This is a genomic window from Rhodobacter viridis, assembly GCF_003217355.1.
GTDB classification, from domain to species: Bacteria; Pseudomonadota; Alphaproteobacteria; order Rhodobacterales; family Rhodobacteraceae; genus Rhodobacter; species Rhodobacter viridis.
The window spans coordinates 92,801-110,276 of record NZ_QJTK01000007.1 but is presented as its reverse complement, the minus strand read 5'-3'; the positions used below and the strand labels follow the sequence as shown (position 1 = coordinate 110,276).

20 protein-coding genes and 1 riboswitch are annotated in these 17,476 nt (G+C 67.2%); of the genes, 10 read left to right on the top strand and 10 right to left on the bottom strand.

The annotated features are described in order from the left end of the window. Positions 1-118 precede the first annotated feature (118 nt). The 7 genes from C8J30_RS10705 to C8J30_RS10675 all read left to right on the top strand — a co-directional run bounded on the left by C8J30_RS10705 (position 119) and on the right by C8J30_RS10675 (position 6,212). On the top strand, positions 119-1,585 hold the full coding sequence (locus tag C8J30_RS10705) for a leucyl aminopeptidase (RefSeq protein ID WP_110805846.1): 1,467 nt from the start codon (positions 119-121) through the stop codon (positions 1,583-1,585). Positions 1,586-1,590: 5 nt separating this feature from the next. Continuing rightward, complete coding sequence (locus C8J30_RS10700) at positions 1,591-2,043, top strand: DNA polymerase III subunit chi (protein WP_110805845.1); 453 nt, start codon at positions 1,591-1,593, stop codon at positions 2,041-2,043. 62 nt (positions 2,044-2,105) lie between these two features. Beyond that, positions 2,106-2,208, top strand: a riboswitch (TPP riboswitch). Between the two features lie 39 nt (positions 2,209-2,247). Next, complete coding sequence (locus C8J30_RS10695; RefSeq protein WP_110805844.1) at positions 2,248-3,237, top strand: thiamine ABC transporter substrate-binding protein; 990 nt, start codon at positions 2,248-2,250, stop codon at positions 3,235-3,237. Then, the gene (locus C8J30_RS10690) at positions 3,213-4,757 is read left to right on the top strand and encodes a thiamine/thiamine pyrophosphate ABC transporter permease ThiP (protein ID WP_110805843.1); all 1,545 of its coding nucleotides are present in this window, start codon (positions 3,213-3,215) and stop codon (positions 4,755-4,757) included. The genes C8J30_RS10695 and C8J30_RS10690 overlap by 25 nt, the downstream gene beginning before the upstream one ends. Next, entirely contained in the window at positions 4,741-5,436 is a 696-nt protein-coding gene (locus tag C8J30_RS10685; RefSeq protein WP_110805842.1) for a thiamine ABC transporter ATP-binding protein, read from the top strand. The genes C8J30_RS10690 and C8J30_RS10685 overlap by 17 nt, the downstream gene beginning before the upstream one ends. Before the next feature lie 106 nt (positions 5,437-5,542). Then, positions 5,543-5,884, top strand: coding sequence for a hypothetical protein (locus C8J30_RS10680; protein WP_110805841.1), 342 nt, complete (start codon positions 5,543-5,545; stop codon positions 5,882-5,884). Positions 5,885-5,888: 4 nt separating this feature from the next. After that, positions 5,889-6,212, top strand: a complete 324-nt coding sequence (locus tag C8J30_RS10675; RefSeq protein WP_110805840.1) for an I78 family peptidase inhibitor — start codon at positions 5,889-5,891, stop codon at positions 6,210-6,212. A 45-nt stretch (positions 6,213-6,257) separates the two neighbouring features. On the opposite strand, the gene C8J30_RS10670 is transcribed toward C8J30_RS10675, so the two are convergent. Further along, on the bottom strand, positions 6,258-6,716 hold the full coding sequence (locus tag C8J30_RS10670; RefSeq protein WP_181420848.1) for a c-type cytochrome: 459 nt from the start codon (positions 6,714-6,716) through the stop codon (positions 6,258-6,260). 341 nt (positions 6,717-7,057) lie between these two features. Here C8J30_RS10670 and C8J30_RS10665 point away from each other — a divergent pair, with 341 nt between their 5' ends. Next, positions 7,058-7,405, top strand: a complete 348-nt coding sequence (locus C8J30_RS10665; RefSeq protein ID WP_110805838.1) for a DUF2794 domain-containing protein — start codon at positions 7,058-7,060, stop codon at positions 7,403-7,405. Positions 7,406-7,425: 20 nt separating this feature from the next. Here C8J30_RS10665 and C8J30_RS10660 read toward each other — a convergent pair whose 3' ends face one another. From C8J30_RS10660 to C8J30_RS10650, 3 genes are all read right to left on the bottom strand, one after another. Next, positions 7,426-8,253 carry a C40 family peptidase gene (locus C8J30_RS10660; RefSeq protein ID WP_110805837.1) on the bottom strand — a complete coding sequence of 276 codons (828 nt, stop codon included), beginning with the start codon at positions 8,251-8,253 and terminating at the stop codon, positions 7,426-7,428. Continuing rightward, positions 8,250-9,653, bottom strand: a complete 1,404-nt coding sequence (locus C8J30_RS10655) for a leucyl aminopeptidase family protein (protein WP_110805836.1) — start codon at positions 9,651-9,653, stop codon at positions 8,250-8,252. The genes C8J30_RS10660 and C8J30_RS10655 overlap by 4 nt, the downstream gene beginning before the upstream one ends. 71 nt (positions 9,654-9,724) lie before the next feature. Next, a complete protein-coding gene (locus C8J30_RS10650) occupies positions 9,725-10,105 on the bottom strand; it encodes a hypothetical protein (RefSeq protein ID WP_146227895.1) in 381 nt (126 codons plus the stop codon). A gap of 149 nt (positions 10,106-10,254) precedes the next feature. Here C8J30_RS10650 and C8J30_RS10645 point away from each other — a divergent pair, with 149 nt between their 5' ends. Continuing rightward, positions 10,255-10,905 carry a carbonic anhydrase gene (locus C8J30_RS10645; protein ID WP_110805834.1) on the top strand — a complete coding sequence of 217 codons (651 nt, stop codon included), beginning with the start codon at positions 10,255-10,257 and terminating at the stop codon, positions 10,903-10,905. 213 nt (positions 10,906-11,118) lie between these two features. Continuing rightward, positions 11,119-11,406, top strand: coding sequence for a hypothetical protein (locus C8J30_RS18860; RefSeq protein ID WP_220033717.1), 288 nt, complete (start codon positions 11,119-11,121; stop codon positions 11,404-11,406). Positions 11,407-11,746: 340 nt separating this feature from the next. Here the strand turns inward: C8J30_RS18860 and C8J30_RS18620 are convergent, their stop codons facing one another. The 6 genes from C8J30_RS18620 to C8J30_RS10615 all read right to left on the bottom strand — a co-directional run bounded on the left by C8J30_RS18620 (position 11,747) and on the right by C8J30_RS10615 (position 17,460). Further along, complete coding sequence (locus C8J30_RS18620; protein ID WP_181420846.1) at positions 11,747-11,905, bottom strand: hypothetical protein; 159 nt, start codon at positions 11,903-11,905, stop codon at positions 11,747-11,749. Positions 11,906-11,915: 10 nt separating this feature from the next. Beyond that, a complete protein-coding gene (locus C8J30_RS10635) occupies positions 11,916-13,520 on the bottom strand; it encodes a DUF4139 domain-containing protein (protein WP_110805832.1) in 1,605 nt (534 codons plus the stop codon). A gap of 102 nt (positions 13,521-13,622) precedes the next feature. Beyond that, positions 13,623-14,645 carry an aspartate-semialdehyde dehydrogenase gene (locus tag C8J30_RS10630; RefSeq protein ID WP_110805831.1) on the bottom strand — a complete coding sequence of 341 codons (1,023 nt, stop codon included), beginning with the start codon at positions 14,643-14,645 and terminating at the stop codon, positions 13,623-13,625. Between the two features lie 105 nt (positions 14,646-14,750). Next, positions 14,751-15,929, bottom strand: a complete 1,179-nt coding sequence (locus C8J30_RS10625; protein ID WP_110805830.1) for an MFS transporter — start codon at positions 15,927-15,929, stop codon at positions 14,751-14,753. Between the two features lie 129 nt (positions 15,930-16,058). After that, positions 16,059-16,544, bottom strand: coding sequence for an Hsp20 family protein (locus C8J30_RS10620; RefSeq protein WP_110805829.1), 486 nt, complete (start codon positions 16,542-16,544; stop codon positions 16,059-16,061). Between the two features lie 136 nt (positions 16,545-16,680). Beyond that, entirely contained in the window at positions 16,681-17,460 is a 780-nt protein-coding gene (locus C8J30_RS10615; protein WP_110805917.1) for a trypsin-like serine peptidase, read from the bottom strand. Positions 17,461-17,476 lie beyond the last annotated feature (16 nt).

The window sequence follows — 17,476 nt, the reverse complement described above, 5'->3', positions numbered from 1 at the left end:
GCCGGGAAAAGCCCGAAGCCCCGGGACAGTGCGGGTTCCTGCCCATTACCGGCGCGGCTATACAATCGCGGTTGCGCCGCTTAGGCTCGGCCCGAACCAACCACTCGCAGGGACTGCCATGATCCACCCCGTTGCCCTTCGTTTCACCGCCTCCGATGCCGAGGCTCTGGCCCCCCGCGAGGGCCGTCTGGCGCTGATCGTGCAGCCCGATGGCAAGCTGGGCCTGATGGGGCGCAAGCTTGACCGGCTGACGCGGGGCGCGGTGACGCGGGCGCTGGCCTCGGAAGGCTGGGGCAAGCTGGCGGTCGGTGATTCGCTCGACCTCGGCTTTCCGGGCGGGCTTGCCTGCGAGGCGCTGGCGCTGGTGAAACTCGCCCGTCGCGCCACCGTGGCCGAGGCGCGCAAGGCGGGCGCGACCGTCGCCAAGGGGCTGAACGAGAAAGGCGCGCTGGTGATCGCCGAGGCGCATCCGCGCGCGGCCGACATTTCCTTTGGCCTTGCGCTGCGGGCCTACCGCTTCGACTACCTCAGCGAGCCGAAGAAACCCTTCGGCCCGGTCGAGATGATGGTGGCCGCGCCCGAAACCGTCGCCGCAGAGGCCGCCCCCCATGCCGCGCTGGCCGAGGGCGTCTTCTTCACCCGCGATCTGGTGAACGAGCCTGCCAACATCCTGACCACCGACGATTTCGCCGCGCGGCTGGCCGCGATGCACGAGTTGGGCCTCGAGGTCGAGATCCTCGACGAGGACGAGCTGGAGAAACTCGGTTTCCGCGCGCTGCTTGCCGTGGGGCAAGGCTCGGAAAGCCCGTCGAAAGTGGTGGTGATGCGCTGGCAGGGCGGCGAACCCGATGCGGCGCCGCTGGCGCTCGTCGGCAAGGGCGTCTGCTTCGACACCGGCGGGATTTCGATCAAGCCCGCGGCGGGCATGGAAGAAATGACGATGGACATGGGCGGGGCCGCGGTCGTCGCGGGCGTCATGCGCACGCTGGCGCTGCGCAAGGCCCGTGCCAATGTCGTCGGGCTCGTCGGTCTCGTTGAAAACATGCCCGACGGCCGGGCCCAGCGTCCGGGCGACATCGTGAAAAGCCTCAAGGGCGACACGATCGAGGTGCTGAACACCGATGCCGAGGGCCGGATGGTTCTGGCCGATGTGCTCTGGTATGCGCAGGAGCGCTTTGCCCCCGCCGCCGTGATCGATCTGGCGACGCTGACCGGGGCGATCATCGTCGCGCTTGGCCATGAGCATGCGGGGATCTTCACCAATGACGACAAGCTCTCGGGCGATCTGCTGACCGCCGCCAAGGCCGAGGGCGAAGGCGCCTGGCCGATGCCGCTCACCCCCGCCTATGATCCGCTGATCAAATCGCGTCTGGCCGATATCAAGAACACCGGCGGGCGCTGGGGCGGCTCGATCACCGCGGCGGCGTTCCTCAAGCGCTTCATCAAGGCCGACATGCCCTGGTGCCACATCGATATCGCGGGCGTCGCCCTGCCGCCCGGCGAAACCGCGCTGGCGCCGAAAGGTGCGACCGGCTGGGGGGTGATGACGCTCGACCGGCTGATCCGCACCCGGTTCGAGGCCTGACGCCCATGCCCGCGCTGTTCTATCATGTCACCCAATCGCCGGTGGAGGGGGTGGTCCAAACGCTGCTCACCCGCGCGCTGGCGCAGGGCTGGCGGGTGGAATTGCGCGGGGTTTCCCTTGAGCGGATGGACTGGCTTGATCAGAAACTCTGGCTCGGCCCCGAGGAGGAGTTCCTGCCGCATGGCCTTGCGGGCGGGCCGCATGATGCGCTGCAACCTGTTCTGCTGACCACCTCGCCGCGCCCCGAGGGGCGGCAGGCGGTGATGACGCTCGATGGCGCCGAGGTCACGCCCACCGAGGTCGCCGCCGCCGAGCGGGTCTGGATCCTGTTTGATGGCCGCGACGAGACCGCGGTCGCGCGCGCCCGCGCGCAATGGAAGGCGCTGACCGGGGCGGGCACCTCGGCGCAATACTGGAGCGAGGAAAGCGGGCGCTGGCAGAAGAAGGCCGAAAAGTAGCCCTTCCGCGTTTCCCAAAACCCACTTTTTGCTTGCAGCTTTGGCGCGGGGCTTTATGGTCCTGACCCACCTCGGGGTGCTCCGTCAGGGGCTGAGATGCGTCATCGCAAACCCGTTGAACCTGAACCGGTTAAGACCGGCGGAGGGAAGGTATCCGGGTGCTCTCCCGGCCTGACCCCGCCCGTCAAGCCATTGGAGAGAAGAATGAAAACTGCTCTGATGCTGGCGGGTTGCGTGATTGCTGCAACCCCTGCTCTGGCCGAGGACAAACCCGTCCTCACCGTCTATGCGCCCGAATATTTCACCTCCGAATGGGGCCCCGGCCCCGCGATCGAAAAGGGCTTCGAGGCCGAGTGCGGCTGCGATCTGCGCTTTGTCGCGGGCGATGTGCTGCCGCGGCTGATGCTCGAAGGCGAGAAGACCGAGGCCGATGTGGCGATCGGGCTCAACACCGATGTCACCGCCCGCGCCCGCGCGACCGGGCTGTTCGCGCCGCATCACGAGGATCTGTCGCGGCTGACCCTGCCGATCACCTGGGCCGATGACACCTTCCTGCCCTTCGACTGGTCCGAGGTCGCCTTTGTCTATGACAAGACGAAGCTCGCCACTCCGCCGCACTCCTTTGCCGAACTGCTCGACGCGCCCGAGGGGGCGTTCAAGATCGCCATCGAAGATCCGCGCTCTTCGACCGCGGGTCTGGCGCTGCTGCTGTGGGTCAAGCACATCTATGGCGACAAGGCCGGCGAGACCTGGGCGAAGCTGTCCCCGAAGGTGCTGACCGTGACGCAGGACTGGTCCGAGGCTTACGGGCTGTTCACCGAGGGCGAGGCGGACATGGTGCTGAGCTTCACCACCTCGCCCGCCTATCACCGCATCGCCGAGAACGACGATACGAAAGCGGCGGCGATCTTCCCCGAGGGGCATTATTTCTACACCGAACTGGCGGGGCAGCTGAAGACCTCGGACCAGCCGGAACTGGCGCAGAAGTTCATGGATTACATCCTGTCCGATGCGTTCCAAGGCATGATCGCGACGGCGAACTGGTCCTTCCCGGTGATCGAGAAACCCGGCTTCCTGCCTGAGGGCTTCGCCACACTGCCCCGCCCCGCAACGACCTTCTTCTACACCGAGGCCGAGGCCGAAGCCCTGCGCGAGCCCGCGCTTGAAGAATGGCGCGCGAACTTCGGCAAATGATTCCGGCAGCATCGGCGGCGGTCCTTGTGGCCGCGCTGGTGCTGGCCCCCCTTGGCGCGGTGATGCTCCGCGCCGGGGGGATGTCGCATCTGGGCAGCAGCGATCTCGAAGCGCTGCGCTTCACGCTCTGGCAGGCCTCGCTTTCGGCGCTCTTCTCTTGCCTGCTTGCCATCCCCTTGGCCCGCGCACTGCACCGGCGCCGCTTTCCGGGCCGCAGCCTGTTCATCGCCGCCCTCGGGGCCCCGTTCCTGTTGCCGACGCTCGTCGCGGTGATGGGGCTTCTCGCCATCTTCGGCCGCCGTGGCCTCTTGAATGGCGCGCTCGATGCACTCGGCCTGCCCGGGGTCTCGATCTATGGCCCCTGGGGGGTGGTGCTTGGCCATCTGTTCCTGAACCTGCCCTTGGCCACGCGGATGGTGCTGCACGGCTGGCAGGCGATCCCGGCCGAGCGGGTGCGTCTGGCCCTGTCGCTTGGCCTTGGCCCGGCAGAAATCGCAAGGCATCTGGAGGCGCGGATGCTGCGCGCCGTCCTGCCCGGGGCGTTTCTGGCGATTTTCCTTGTGTGCCTGTCGTCCTTCGCCGTCGCGCTGACGCTGGGCGGCGGGCCGCGGGCCTCGACGATCGAGGTGGCGATCTACCAAGCGTTCCGGTTTGATGCCGATCTGGGCCGGGCGGCGGCGCTTTCGGCTTTGCAGGTGGTGCTGGCGCTGACGGCCCTTGGTATCGCCTCGCGGCTGACCCTGCCACCGGGCTTCGGCGCGGGGCTGGACCGGGCGCTGCCGGTGCCACTGGCGCCGAAGCTGCGGCATCGGCTGAGCGATGCGCTGATCCTGACCGCCGCTTCCGCCTTTCTGCTTTCCCCGCTGGCCGCCATCGCCTTGCGCGGCCTGCCTGCGCTGACGCATCTGCCCGGACAGGTCTGGCAGGCGGCCTTCACCTCGGTCTGGCTCGCCATCGGCGCCGCGGCGCTGACGATGGCGCTCGCCCTGCCGCTCGCTTTGGCCGCGCCGCGCCGGATCTGGGCCGAGCCCGCCGCGATGCTGCCGATGGCGGCCTCCTCGCTCGTGCTTGGCACCGGGCTGTTCCTGATCGCGCAGCCCTTCGTCGCGCCGACCGCGCTGGCGCTGCCGGTGACCCTGCTCACCAACGCCGCCCTCAGCCTGCCCTTTGCCGTCCGCCTGCTTCTGCCCGAGGTGCGCGCGCTGCAGGCCGATTACGACCGGCTGGCCGCGAGCCTGAACCTGCGCGGTCTGGCCCGGCTGCGATACCTGACCCTGCCCCGCCTTGCCCGCCCGACGGGCTTCGCCGCGGGCATTGCCGCCGCCTTTTCGATGGGCGATCTGGGCGCGATCACGCTGTTTTCCGATGGTCGCAGCCAAACCCTGCCGCTCGCGGTCTATCAACTGATGGGCAGCTACCGGATGGATCAGGCCGCGGGCGCCGCCTGCCTGTTGATGGCGCTGACTTTCGCCCTTTATGCCGCCTGTGATCGGATCGGAGCCCATGCTGACCCTCGATAAGATCCTGATCGATCAGGACGATTTCCGACTGAGTGCCGATTTCACGATCCCCGAAGGGGACCGGGTAGCGCTGCTTGGCCCTTCGGGCGCGGGAAAATCGACGCTGCTTGCGACGCTTTCGGGCTTTCTGGCGCCCAGTTCCGGGCGCATCCTCTGGCGCGGGGCCGACATCACCGATCTGCCACCGGGGGAACGGCCGCTCTCGATCCTGTTTCAGGATCAGAACCTGTTTCCGCATCTGAGCGTGGCGCAGAACCTTGGCCTTGGAATTTCGCCGAAGCTGCGGCTCACCCGTGCCGATCAAACGAAGATCGCGGCGGCGCTCGATCGTGTCGGACTGGCCGGGCTTGGCGATCGCCGCCCCGCGACGCTGTCGGGCGGGCAGCAAAGCCGGGTGGCGCTGGCGCGGTGTCTTCTGCGGGCACGGCCGCTTTTGCTGCTCGACGAGCCCTTCGCGGCGCTTGGCCCGGCGCTCAAATCCGACATGCTGGCGCTGGTGACCGAGATCGCCGCCGAACAGCGAGCCACCGTGCTGATGGTCAGCCACGATCCCGCCGATGCCATAGCCCTTTGCCCGCAGACCGTGCTGGTGGCCGAGGGCATCGCGCATCCGCCTGCCGCAACCGCGGGCCTTCTGGCCGATCCGCCGCCCGCCCTTGCCGCTTACTTGGGCAAGTGACGCAAAAAGCTACCCGATCACTGCAACTTGGGTTCTCATCCGCGTTTCGGGCCTGTATAGGAAGGGCGAAATTCGCGGCCTTGCCGCATCTGCCGGATGGAAGAACATGCTCACGAAATATGCCCTTCTTGCCCTTGCCGCGCTTTCGCTGACCGCCTGCGGCCCTTCGCCTGAAGAAGAAACCGCCGACGAGGCCGTGCCGGTGCCGCACATGACGCAGCCGGTGTTCCAGACTGGCGTGCTGGAAAACCGTTCGCCCGACACCTGCCACGCGGCGCAATATGCCTCGGCGCTGGGTCAGCCCTCGTCGGTGATCCCGACGCTCGGCATCGCCGATCCGGTCAACGTGATCGAATGGCGGGGCATCGAGCCGCAGGAATACAATTCGCACCGCGTGGTGTTCCGGCTCGACCAGCACGGCAACATCTTCAACATCGATTGCGGTTGAGCCGATGCGGGCCGCCCCCCTTGCCCGGCTTGCCGCCGGGTTGTCGGTGGTCAGCCTGACCTCGGGCTGCTTTCTGGTCGTCCCGGTGCCGCTTGGCCAGACCAAGGTTTCGCCCGCCGCGCCGGTCTCTTCGGCGCCCGATCGCTGCGGGGCGGCGGGGCTGCAGGGGCTGGTGGGCCAGAAGGAAAACGCGCTGAAAGCCATGACGCTGCCGAAGCCGACGCGGGTGGTGCACCCGGGCGAGGCGGTCACGATGGATTACAGCGAGACCCGGCTGAATGTGATGATCGACAGCAAGGGGCTGATTTCAAAGCTGCATTGCGGCTGAGATCGCCCGATCAAAGCAACCGAAGGGGGCCTTGGGCCCCCTTTGTCATTGCATCTTGAAGCGGCCGTGGCAGTCCTTGCAGGCGGCCAGAACCGGATCAAGCGTCCCGGCCAGCGCGCCCTGCTCCGCTCCGTCCAGATCCGCGACGGTCTTCACCAGTTTCGCGGTCTTTTGCCGGAATTCGGCCGGCGAGGCCCAGATCTCGGGCAGCGCCTGCGAGGCCGGATCGTCCGCTTTCGGACGAAAGGCCGTGGCCACCCCATCTGCGCCCTGTTGCAGCGCGGTGATCGCCGCGCTGACCTTGTCCGCATCAAAGGGTTGCGCCCCCGATGCGGTCTCGCCCAGCAGTTTCATCTGCGCCTTGAGCCCCTGCATCAGCTCAACCCGGGCCCTGACCTCCGGGTTGTTGATGGTTTCGGTGGCATAGACGATGCCACCGACAAGAGCCAAGGCGACAGTGAGGCCAATGTGAATGGCCACATACAGTCGTCTTTTGAAGTGCATGAAGTTCTCCCTCTTCATGCCGCTAACATGCGGGCGGGACGGGTGGCATGGCAAGCGCGAAGACGATCACGAAAACGAAAGCCCCGCCCGTTGCGGGGCGGGGCTGTCTTCGACGGAAGCCGCCCCGGCGGGCGAACTGGGTGGGGGCTGTTGACCGCCCCCCGGGGCTTTAGCGATTTCCGCTAAGGGCCAGACTGCGCAGCAATCGCGGCGCAATCGCGCAGCGCAAAGGGAATTTTCCGGGCCATTTTCGGGCATTTTTCAGGCAGGCTGAATCGCGCAAAAGCCCAGTCAAACAAGGACGGATTGATTTTTTCCGGCGGCAATGTCACGCTTTCTTCATGTCGATCCCGCCGCTCGTTCCCTTCCCCGGCCCTGCCCCTGCGCCCGCGCAGGTCGTCTTCGATCGGCGGGAACTTGGCGCCATTCTGGCGGTCTACGGACGCATGGTCGCGATGGCCGAGGCGCGGGATTACGCGATGAATTTCGGTCGCGACGCGGCGGTCTTTGCGATCTTACGCCGCACCATGGAGACCCCGATCTACCGCCTCGAAAAGCGGCCAGCGCTGCGCAACCGACAGGGGATCTATGCGCTGATCGGTCCGGAGGGGCAGATTTTGAAGCGCGGACAGGAGTTGGCGCCGGTGCTTCGGGTGATCGAGCGCAAGCTGATCCGCGCCGTCGACTAGGCGCGATTCGATTTTCCCCGTCAGACCGGACGCTTGCGCCCGAAATAGCGGCTGCCCTCGGCGCTCGCGATGCGGGCAAGGCAGGCCGCGATCGGCTCGCGGCTGACCTGCATCGCATGGCCGTTCGCGTGCAGTAGCGTGGTGTCATCGAGCGCGATCGCGACATGACCGGCCCAGAAGAACAGATCGCCCCGTTCGGTCGGCGCGTCTTCGGGCAGGAAATCGCCAAAGTCGGCGCGCTGCTGGTCACTGTCGGCCGGACAGGCGCGGCCCGCCAGCGCGAAGGCCAGCTGCACGAGGCCCGAACAATCGATGCCCGCGCCGGAATTGCCGCCCCACAGATAGGGCGTGCCCAAAAGCCGTTCCGCCACCGCGACGGGGTCGGGTTCCGGGTCCGAAAGCGGGCGCAGGTGGCTTGCGGGCACGAAGCCATCGGGGGTGCGGTCCAAAGCGCCCTCCTGCCCCAGCACCGCGACGCGGGCGCCAAGGCTGAGCGCGCCGACCTCGCCGCGCTTGATCGAGGCCTCGCGGTAAAGATGCGTGCCACGCGTGACGACGACATGGGTCGCGGGGACCGGCGCAGAAAGCGCGGCCTCGGGCACCCAGCCGCAGGCGCCATCGAAGGCGGCCTGCGCAAAGGCAAAACCGTCGCGGCGGTCGATCACCGTGACCGCGGCCCCATGCAGCCATTGCCGCTCTCGCGGGCCACCGGGGTCGAGCGCCAGATCAACCAGCATCGCGCCGATCCGGGCCGGTTCGCCCGCGGTGAAGGCGTCGGCCTCGATCTGACCGCGCAGGCTTTCATGCGCGACACGGCCCGAGAACGGCCACAGACGGCGGTCGGTCACAGCCCCAGCACCTCGGAGAGCGCGCCCAGAACGGCGCGGCCACCCTGCGCCAGCGCGCCCTTGGCCCGACCCGGCGCGGCGGTCGGTTGCCAGGCGTAAATGTCGAAATGCACGAACCGCTCGGTTTCGGTGACGAAGCGGCGCAGGAACAGCGCGGCGGTGATCGAGCCCGCCATGTTGCCCGCGGGGCAGTTGTCGAGATCGGCAAGGGACGGCTCGATCTGCGGCTCGTAGGGCGCCCAGAACGGCATCCGCCAGAGCGGATCGCCATTGCGGCTGCCCGAGGCCGTCAGCGCCGCCGCCAGATCGTCATCGTCGGTGTAGAAGGGCGGCAGATCGGCGCCGAGCGCCACCCGCGCCGAGCCCGTCAGCGTCGCCATGCACAGGATCAGATCGGGCGCTTCCTCGTCGGCCGCGGCCAGCGCATCGGCGAGGATCAGACGCCCCTCAGCGTCGGTATCGTTGACCTCGACCGTCAGCCCCTTGCGGCTCGTGTAGATGTCACCCGGCCGCATCGCATTGCCCGCCACCGCGTTTTCCACCGCGGGGATAAGGAGCCGCAGCTTCAGCGGCAGCTTCAGCGCCATGATCATATGCGCGAGGGCAAGCTGGTTCGCCGCTCCGCCCATGTCCTTTTTCATCAAGGCCATATAGGCGCCGGTTTTCAGGTTCAGCCCGCCGGTGTCGAAACAGACGCCCTTGCCGACAAGCGTCAGATCGGGGCCAGCGTCGCCCCAGCGCAGCTCGATCAGCCGCGGCGCCCGCACGCTCGCCCGGCCAACGGCATGGATCAGCGGATAGCCCTGCGTCAGCAGATCGTCGCCCGTGACCACGGCCACCTCGGCGCCGTGCAGCGCGGCAACCGCGCGGACGGCGGCTTCCAGCTCGTCGGGCCCCAGATCATTCGCGGGGGTGTTCACCAGATCGCGGGCCAGCGCCTCGGCCTCGGCCATGATTTCAAGCCGCGCCGCATCCAGCCCCGCAGGCGCCACCAGCCGCGCCTCGGGCACGGATTGCTTGCCATAACGGTCGTAGCGATAGCCCTCGAGCAGCCAACCCAGAGCCTCGACCTTTTGCGTCTCGGCGGGAAGCGGCGTCGCCAAAGCCCAGGCCCCGGCGGGCAGTTTCGCGCAGGCGGCCGCCAGCTGGAACCGCGCCCGCGCCCGTTTGCGCGCATCGCCATAGCCAAACAGCGCCGCGGCGATCGCCCCGGTCTCGTCGGGAAGCAGACACAGGCTGCCCAGCGCCCCGGTAAATCCCTGTGCGACGGCAAAAGCCCGCTGCGCCTCGGTCAGCGCGGCGGGCAGATCGGCGCCGGTTTCGATCACATAGAGCGGTCGCGCCTCGGCATCGGCGGGCGCAAAGCGCATCTCGGGACGGAAACGGAATGGATCGGACATACGGGGCCTCCTGCGTCTGATGCGCGCAGCCTAGCGCGCGGATCAGCGCCTGCAACCCCCGTTCGCCGGTCTCACACTTGCATGTCCTGATAATCCCAGACCGCGGTCAGCGAGCGTTCGGCCAACCGCACCAGCCGCGCCAGCACCGCCGCCTGACCGATCCGGTCGTCATTGCGCACGCAGGCCTGCAGGTCCAGCGCCACCCGCGACAACAGCATCATGCCCACCTGCCGCGACAGTCGAGCGATCTCGACCGATGCCCGGTCAAGCAGGTCAACCCTTTGATCCTTCGCGGCCAGTTGCACCGCAACCAGATGCACGGCCAGATCTTCCATCGCGGCGGCAATCAACCGTTCTGCCGCCAATTGCCCCAACTCGGCATACAGAACCACCAACCTGTCCGGATCGAGCCGCACCGGCTCGTCCATCCGCAATTTCTCGATCGCGCTCACCCCAGCCTCCGTCTTCGTCTTTCCCAGCCCCCACGGCCCTCGCCACCATGACCGGCAAGTTTCAAGAAAAGGTTGAGGCGCGGCGAAAAAGCCCTCGCATTCGAGCAACTTGACGCCTATCTCTCCGGGAACTTGCGACGGGGATGACAATGAAAGAGCACGTGCGGCCCTTGCCCTCCTATCTGACCAACCGCTACCACGGCTGGCGCGCCACCACCTACACGGAAAACCGACCCTGGTATCGGCGTCTGGCCGACGCCGGTCAGCATCCGCGGGCGATGGTGATTTCGTGCTGCGACAGCCGGGTGCATGTCACCTCGATCTTCGGCGCGGACGAGGGCGAATTCTTCATCCACCGCAACATCGCCAACCTTGTGCCGCCCTATAACCCGGACGGCGATCACCACGGCACCTCGGCCGCGATCGAATATGCGGTGCGCAATCTGAAGGTGGCGCATGTGATCGTGCTCGGTCATTCGCAATGCGGCGGCGTCGCGGGCTGCCATGCGATGTGCAGCGGCCATGCCCCCGAGCTGGAGGACAAGACCTCGTTCGTCGGCACCTGGCTTGATCTGCTGCGGCCGGGCTTCGAGCGGGTCAAGGACGCCCCGGAGGCCGAGCGGGTGACCGCGCTGGAGCGGGAATCGGTGGTGATCTCGCTTGAAAACCTGCTCACCTTCCCCTTCGTGCGCGCTGCGGTCGAGGCGGGCGACATGAGCCTGCACGGGCTTTGGAACGACATCGGCGAGGGGCTGCTGTGGCAGTTCAATCCGGACACGCGGATTTTCGAGCCAATCTGAATCAACCTTAATTCGATTCACCTTGTCTTAAGAACAATGCGCGACTCTCGGGGCATGACCCAGCACCGACTCGTCACCCTTCGCCTTCCAACGGACCTCATCGCCAGGATCGAGGCCGTAGCCCGTCTGCAGGAGGAAACCCCTGCGGACCTGATCCGACGCTCGCTGTCCGACGCGCTGCGCGAGGCGCCGAGCGTTATGCAAAAAACCGAGATGGCGGTGATCACCGCCGCCTTTGACAAATCCCAGGGCTGGCTTGATCTGCAAGCCCGCCTGCGCAAGGCCGGTTTCGTGCTTCGTCTCGAAGACGAACGGCTTGGCCTGCACGAATGGCCCTCGGACCGTTTCGTGCTCTGGATCGAAGAAATCGGCCATTCGCTGGCCGACCTGATGTTGCAATACCGCGCCCCCTTCCCCGGCGCGCTGTCCCGGCGGGCGGGCCTTGTCCCGCGCGAGAGCAGTGCGACCGGCAGAGGGCGACACTCGGGGCGGGCCGCCTGAAGGCGACCCCGCCGCACCGCCAGAACGGCGGCGTGATCCGGCCCCCTGCATGCGGGGCCACCCCTGACCGGCGGCAGAATGCCCCCGGTCAGGTATTTATTTTCTCCTGTCCGCGCAGCAGCGGGCAGAGAGGGTTTCGCGCTTTCAAATCAGCGGACGGATCGAAACGGAGCCGCCCGCCTCGGCGCGAACCGCGTCGGGGACGGAAAGCAGCAGGCGCAACGCACACGGTTGCGGCCCGGTACGTTCCGGCGCAGTCCGACTGAGCCGGCGGCGACGCGCGACATGAGTTCCTCGCCCGCCGCCCGGACGGCTCCTGCGCGCGATCCCCTGCCCCCGGTCATTTCCGGCGCTTGCGGATGCGCCAGAACACCCGCCCCACCGCCCCGGACCAAAGCGCGACCAGCAGCGCCATCTCCAGATTCGATGGCGCCCGGTCGCTCCATTGCAGGAGCGCATAGACCCCAACGCCGATCAGCAGCGCCTTGAGGATTTCCATCGCTCGCAGCTTACTGCAGCACCTGATCCGCAGGCCAGCGCATCGTCGTGTCGAGCGTGATCACCTGCTTCGCCCCGGCCGCCAGATCGAGATCCCAGGCCAGAACGCCGCGCTTGTCGTCGTAATCGGCCGTCGTCTCGGCGGGGGTGGCGGTATGGGTGATCTGCAGATCTTCCTGCTCGGCATAGGGCACGCGGTCGATCACCCGCAGGGACCACGCCTTGTCGGTCAGGTTTTCGATCGTGATTTGAGCGGTTTCGGTGCGCTCGTTCGACTTCGTGATCAGACCCCGGTCGCCCTCGTTCGCCTGCGGGATCACCCGCTTCAGCCGCAGCCCGTCGATCGCGCCATAGCCCAGATGCAGCTTGTCCCCCGCCGCGATCAGCGGCAGCTCGACCGCCCCCACCACCGCGCCATCGAGCCAGAGCACCGCCGGGCCGGGCAGGATCGGCTCGACCCCGGCAGTCTTGCCCTCGACGACGCGATAGGCGGTCTCGTCAAACATCGGCACGGCCTCGGCGCGGACGGTGACCGGCTCTTCGATGCGGTCGAGCTTCAGGCGCAGGTCTTCCACCCCGTCGCGGATATCGACGGCGGTCGGATAGCTGTAGATCACCGTCTCGCCCTGCATCTCCATCGTCATCCGGCTGGCGACCGGCGCGGGCGCGGCCTCCATCACCGGGGCGGCATAGCTGTCCATCGCCGCTTTCGGCGCCGCCATCCCCACCATCGGCGGCTCGGGCGGGCCGATGCGGCGCAGGTCCGACCACATCTCGGACGGGTCCGTGCGCTCGGACGGGCGCGCGGTCGACAACACCAGCTTCACGCCCCGCCAATCCTCGCCCGAGGCCTGATGCACCGAGACGAACCGATCGAGCGCCAGCTTGCCCGCGGCGCTGTCGAGCCGGGCATCATAGCTCGGCGACCAGCCCGCGGCCTCGACAAAGGTCGTCACCGTGACCGTCCCCGCGCCCGACACCGTCATCACCAGCGCGTCGCTGGCCTTCGCCGGGTGCTCCAGCGCCTCAAGCGCCTGTTTCGCACGCTCGACGGCTTCCTTTTGCGGCTTCAAGGCCGCGTCGGCCGCCCGCACTTCGGCCCGGGCCGCAACGCGCGCCTGTTCCGCGGCCAGCACCCCTTCGGCCACCGATTGCGCCAGCATCGCGATCTTTTCGGGGGGGGTGTTGGAGGTGTCCAGGCTGCGCAGAAACTCGGCCTGCGCCTCGGCAGCCGTCACCTTCGCCTTCAGCGTCGCCACCTTGTCCTTGGCCTCGGCCAGGGCTTTCGTCGCGGCCTCCAGATCGGCCCGCGCAGCCTTCACCTCGGGCGAGGCTTCACCGCGCGCGGCCGGTTCACGGTCCGCCATCAGCGTCACGGCGCCGATTTCCACCCCCTCGCCCGCGACGCGCAGGCTGGCGGCATCGGTGCCGTCGGGCAGGTTCGGCACCAGCACTTCGGTTGCCCCCGCGGGCACGGCGATCGTGCGGGTGACCTGCGCACCTTCGGGGAAAAGCGTGACTGCGGAAAGGGTTGCCGGAATTTCGGCGGGGGCGGCGAAAAGCGCTGCGGGGGCACAGGCAAGACAAAGGCTGGCGAAAAGGGGCAGACGGAGCATGGGTTCCTCCCGGGAAAACTGCGCTCAGCGTCCCTTGGGTTGCGCGCAAAAGCAAGAGGGCGCCCCAAGGGACGCCCTCACGTTTCAGCGGGTCAGCCGTGATCAGGCTTTCTTCAGGCAGCGTTGGCCCAGCACTTCGGCGATCTGCACCGCATTCAGCGCCGCGCCCTTGCGCAGGTTGTCCGAGACGCACCACAGGTTCAGGCCGTTCTCGATCGTGCTGTCCTGACGGATGCGCGAAATGTAGGTGGCATATTCGCCGACGCATTCGATCGGCGTGATGTAGCCACCGGCTTCGCGTTTATCCACGACCATGACGCCCGGCGCTTCGCGCAGGATCTCGGTCGCTTCTTCCCAGTCGAGGAAGTCTTCGAACTCGATGTTCACGGCTTCCGAATGGCCGACGAAGACCGGCACGCGCACGCAGGTCGCGGTGACCTTGATCGACGGATCGAGGATCTTCTTCGTCTCGGCCACCATCTTCCATTCTTCCTTGGTCTCGCCGGAATCAAGGAAAACGTCGATATGCGGGATCACGTTGAAGGCGATCTGCTTGGGATAGACCTTGGGGGCCACTTCCTGACCGGGGACATACATGCCCTTGGTCTGGTTCCACAGCTCGTCCATCGCTTCCTTGCCGGTGCCCGACACGGATTGATAGGTCGAGACCACGACGCGCTTGATCTTGGCGCGGTCGTGCAGCGGCTTCAGCGCCACCACCATCTGCGCGGTCGAGCAGTTCGGGTTCGCGATGATCATCTTGTTGGTGTAGCGCACGACATCGTGGGCGTTCACTTCCGGCACGACCAGCGGAATTTCCGGGTCGTAGCGATAGAGCGACGAGTTGTCGATCACGACGCAGCCCTGCGAGGCGGCTTTCGGCGCATAGACCTTCGTTGCGTCCGAGCCGATCGCGAAGAGCGCGATGTCCCAGCCGGTGAAGTCGAAGGTGTCCAGATCGAGGGTCTTCAAAGTTCGGTCGCCGAAGCTGACTTCCGTGCCAAGCGATTTGCGCGACGCCAGCGCCGCGATCTCGTCGACCGGGAACTCGCGCTCGGCGAGAATGTTCAGCATTTCCTTGCCAACGTTGCCCGTGGCACCGACGACGACGACTTTGTAGCCCATCCGGACCTCCTTCTCGAAAGAACGACCCCCGCTAGCGGAAACGCCGCGATTTGGAAAGGGATTCGGGAAAGTTTCGGAAAAGTGGTGCGCAAACACCCGCAAACGTCATGCGGGGCGGCTGCGCGCGAAGAGATAGATGCCCAAGCCCGCCAGAAGCGGCACGAGGAAGAACAGAAAAAGCGTGCGATAGGCCGCGACCGGATCGCCCGTGCTCGAGGCCGCCGCAAAGACCGGGCGCGACAGGAACAGCCCGATCCCCGCCCCGGCGATCGAAAAGAGGTTCAACAGCGTCACCCCCCGCCCCACCAGATGCGGCGGCAGGAAGGTCCGGCCATGCGACATCAGCGCGGGATAGGTGGCGCCAAAGAAGCCCACGGCCGCCAGAAGCAGCGTTCCCGTCCAAAGCCCGGCATCAGGATGCAGCGCCAGACCGCCAAGGCACAGGCACAGCCCGGCGTTGCCCAGCACCGCCACCCGTTTTGACGAGCCCGCCACCCGCTCGGCCGGGCCGCACAGGAAATTGCCGAGCACCATCATCGCCCCCATCACCAGCGTCACCCGGCCGATCAGCGCCGCATCGGCGCCCTGCATCGCACCGAGCCACGGCCCCGCCCAAAGCCCGCGAAACGCCGCCGGGGCGGCGTAGCTGGTGAAGATCAGCGGCAGGATCATCCAGAACCCGGGCAGCCGCAGGATGTCGAGCGCGCTTGCCTTTTGCCCCTGCCGCACGATCCGTTCGGGGTCGCGGGTGAAGATCAGCACACCCAGCGCCACCGCCAGCGTCAGCCCGGTCAGCCCCCAAAGCGTCGCCCGCCAGCCCAGATGCGCAATCGCCCAGGCGAGCGGCGCGGCCCCGGCAAGATTGCCAAGGCTGCCCACCCCCACCGCCAGCGCCGCGAGCGTGCCGAAACGGGACATGGGAAAGCTGCGCGCGAAGATGAAATAGGCCCCCATCAGCACCGGCGCGCAGCCGATGCCGATCAGCACCATGGCGAGATGAATGCCCCAGGGTCCGGTGGCGAGCGCAAAGGTGGCAGCCCCGCCCCCCCCGGCCAGCGCCAGCACCCAGCCCACGGTGCGGCGCGGCCCGATCCGGTCGAGCGCCTCGCCCACCGGGATCTGCATCAGCGCGAAGGCCAGATACCAAAGGCCAAGCGACACGGCCAGATCCTCGGCCGTCGCGCCCAGTTCCGTTTTCAGAACCGGCGTCAAGACCGCAAGGCAGGCCCGATAGAACTGGCTGAGCACATAGCCCGCCACGAGAAACGCAATCGACAGTCGCATGATCCCTCCCCGGAACCGGGCCAAGCTGCCTTGGGCGGGACGGCGATGCAAGGGGGCGCAAAAGAAATGGGGGGCGCAAAAGAAAAGGGGCGGCCGGAGCCGCCCCAGTCCTGGGAGGAAAGCTTTGGATCAGGCGTTCAGCGCCTCGGCGGCCGGAATGCTGTCGACCTGTTTCGCCGTGACCTTGCCCGGCGCGGCGATCTCGATCCGGCGGGGCTTCAGCGCCTCGGGCACTTCGCGCACCAGATCAAGGTTCAGCATGCCGTCGGCATGGGTGGCCCCGGTGACCTTCATGTGATCGGCCAGCGCAAACCGGCGCTCGAAGGCGCGGGTGGCGATGCCCCGGTGCAGATAGGTGCGGGAGGTGTCGGCCTCCTCGGCCTTGCGCCCGGTGACGATCAGCGCGCCCTCGCGCAGCTCGACCGTCAGTTCGTCCGAGGCGAAACCCGCCACCGCAATGGTGATGCGATAGGCGTTCTCGTCGGTCTTTTCGATGTTGTAGGGCGGATAGGTCGGCTGGGTCACGTCGGTGGCCAGCGCCCGATCCATCAGGTCGGCGACGCGGTCAAAGCCGATGGTGGCGCGATAAAGCGGCGAAAAATCAAAGGCACGCATGGTGTCATCCTCTCTTGAGCGATGTCGATCTGCCCGCCCCGAACGGGGCCGGGCCTTTGGAACCGGGGCCCGTCATGGCACCCCGATGGAAAAAATGTGGGAAGCGGTTTTGGCGCTTTCAAGGGGGCGCAGGCCCTCAGGGCCGGACGAATTTTGCCCCGCCGATGCGGCGCGTCTCGTTCACCGGGGCGGCGCTGTCGGGCAGGTCAAGTTCGGCCCGCACCGCCTCGACCCGCTCGACGAGCGTGCCAAGCGAGACCTTTTTGCCGCGCAGCTCGGCCTTGGCCGAGACGACCGAGACGATCCGCGGCTCGACCCCGCGCATCGCAAAGACCGGCGCGCCCGAGGATCCGAAATCGGCCGCGCAGTTCATCAGCACCACGTCGCTGTCGCGGGTCAGCACATTGCACATGCTTTGCAGCGCGGGGGCCTCGGAGCGGTCATGGGCATAGGAGACGACGCCGACCGTATCGCCCTCGGCGGGCGAGGTGTCGATCGCGAAGGGATGCACCTGCGGCAGCCGGATCGGCTGATCGAGCTGCACCAGCGCCAGATCGTAGCCGACGCGATCGAACTGCCGCGGACCAAGATATTGATAGGACGGATGCGCCACCGCACGCCGCGCATTGCGATAGGCGACCGCGCGGCCGTTGCGCAGCCCGGCCTGAAACTCGATCGCGCTGGCCTCGATCATCTTCTGCGTCTTCGGATCGTAAAGACAATGCGCCGCCGTCAGCACCAGATCGGGGGCGATCAGCGTGCCGGTGCAAAAGCTGCCATGACCCAGTTCCAGCCGCCCGACGGCCTCCCAGCCGCGGCTGTCATTGCCGGTGGCCAGAAGCTTCAGCCCGCTTTCGAACGCCGCCGCGGGGGGGGCGCAAAGCGCGATCAGGGCAAGGGCAAGGGCAAGGCGCAGGCGCATGGGTTACTCC

Coding starts and splice junctions, on each gene's coding strand:
- C8J30_RS10695 (WP_110805844.1), top strand. CDS start 2,248: ATGAAAACTGCTCTGATGCTGGCGGGTTGCGTGATTGCTGCAACCCCT.
- C8J30_RS10655 (WP_110805836.1), bottom strand. CDS start 9,653: ATGTCCGATCCATTCCGTTTCCGTCCCGAGATGCGCTTTGCGCCCGCC.
- C8J30_RS10635 (WP_110805832.1), bottom strand. CDS start 13,520: ATGCTCCGTCTGCCCCTTTTCGCCAGCCTTTGTCTTGCCTGTGCCCCC.
- C8J30_RS18620 (WP_181420846.1), bottom strand. CDS start 11,905: ATGGAAATCCTCAAGGCGCTGCTGATCGGCGTTGGGGTCTATGCGCTC.
- C8J30_RS18860 (WP_220033717.1), top strand. CDS start 11,119: ATGGCGGTGATCACCGCCGCCTTTGACAAATCCCAGGGCTGGCTTGAT.
- C8J30_RS10705 (WP_110805846.1), top strand. CDS start 119: ATGATCCACCCCGTTGCCCTTCGTTTCACCGCCTCCGATGCCGAGGCT.
- C8J30_RS10690 (WP_110805843.1), top strand. CDS start 3,213: ATGGCGCGCGAACTTCGGCAAATGATTCCGGCAGCATCGGCGGCGGTC.
- C8J30_RS10630 (WP_110805831.1), bottom strand. CDS start 14,645: ATGGGCTACAAAGTCGTCGTCGTCGGTGCCACGGGCAACGTTGGCAAG.
- C8J30_RS10645 (WP_110805834.1), top strand. CDS start 10,255: ATGAAAGAGCACGTGCGGCCCTTGCCCTCCTATCTGACCAACCGCTAC.
- C8J30_RS10620 (WP_110805829.1), bottom strand. CDS start 16,544: ATGCGTGCCTTTGATTTTTCGCCGCTTTATCGCGCCACCATCGGCTTT.
- C8J30_RS10700 (WP_110805845.1), top strand. CDS start 1,591: ATGCCCGCGCTGTTCTATCATGTCACCCAATCGCCGGTGGAGGGGGTG.
- C8J30_RS10670 (WP_181420848.1), bottom strand. CDS start 6,716: ATGCACTTCAAAAGACGACTGTATGTGGCCATTCACATTGGCCTCACT.
- C8J30_RS10680 (WP_110805841.1), top strand. CDS start 5,543: ATGCTCACGAAATATGCCCTTCTTGCCCTTGCCGCGCTTTCGCTGACC.
- C8J30_RS10685 (WP_110805842.1), top strand. CDS start 4,741: ATGCTGACCCTCGATAAGATCCTGATCGATCAGGACGATTTCCGACTG.
- C8J30_RS10625 (WP_110805830.1), bottom strand. CDS start 15,929: ATGCGACTGTCGATTGCGTTTCTCGTGGCGGGCTATGTGCTCAGCCAG.
- C8J30_RS10665 (WP_110805838.1), top strand. CDS start 7,058: ATGTCGATCCCGCCGCTCGTTCCCTTCCCCGGCCCTGCCCCTGCGCCC.
- C8J30_RS10675 (WP_110805840.1), top strand. CDS start 5,889: ATGCGGGCCGCCCCCCTTGCCCGGCTTGCCGCCGGGTTGTCGGTGGTC.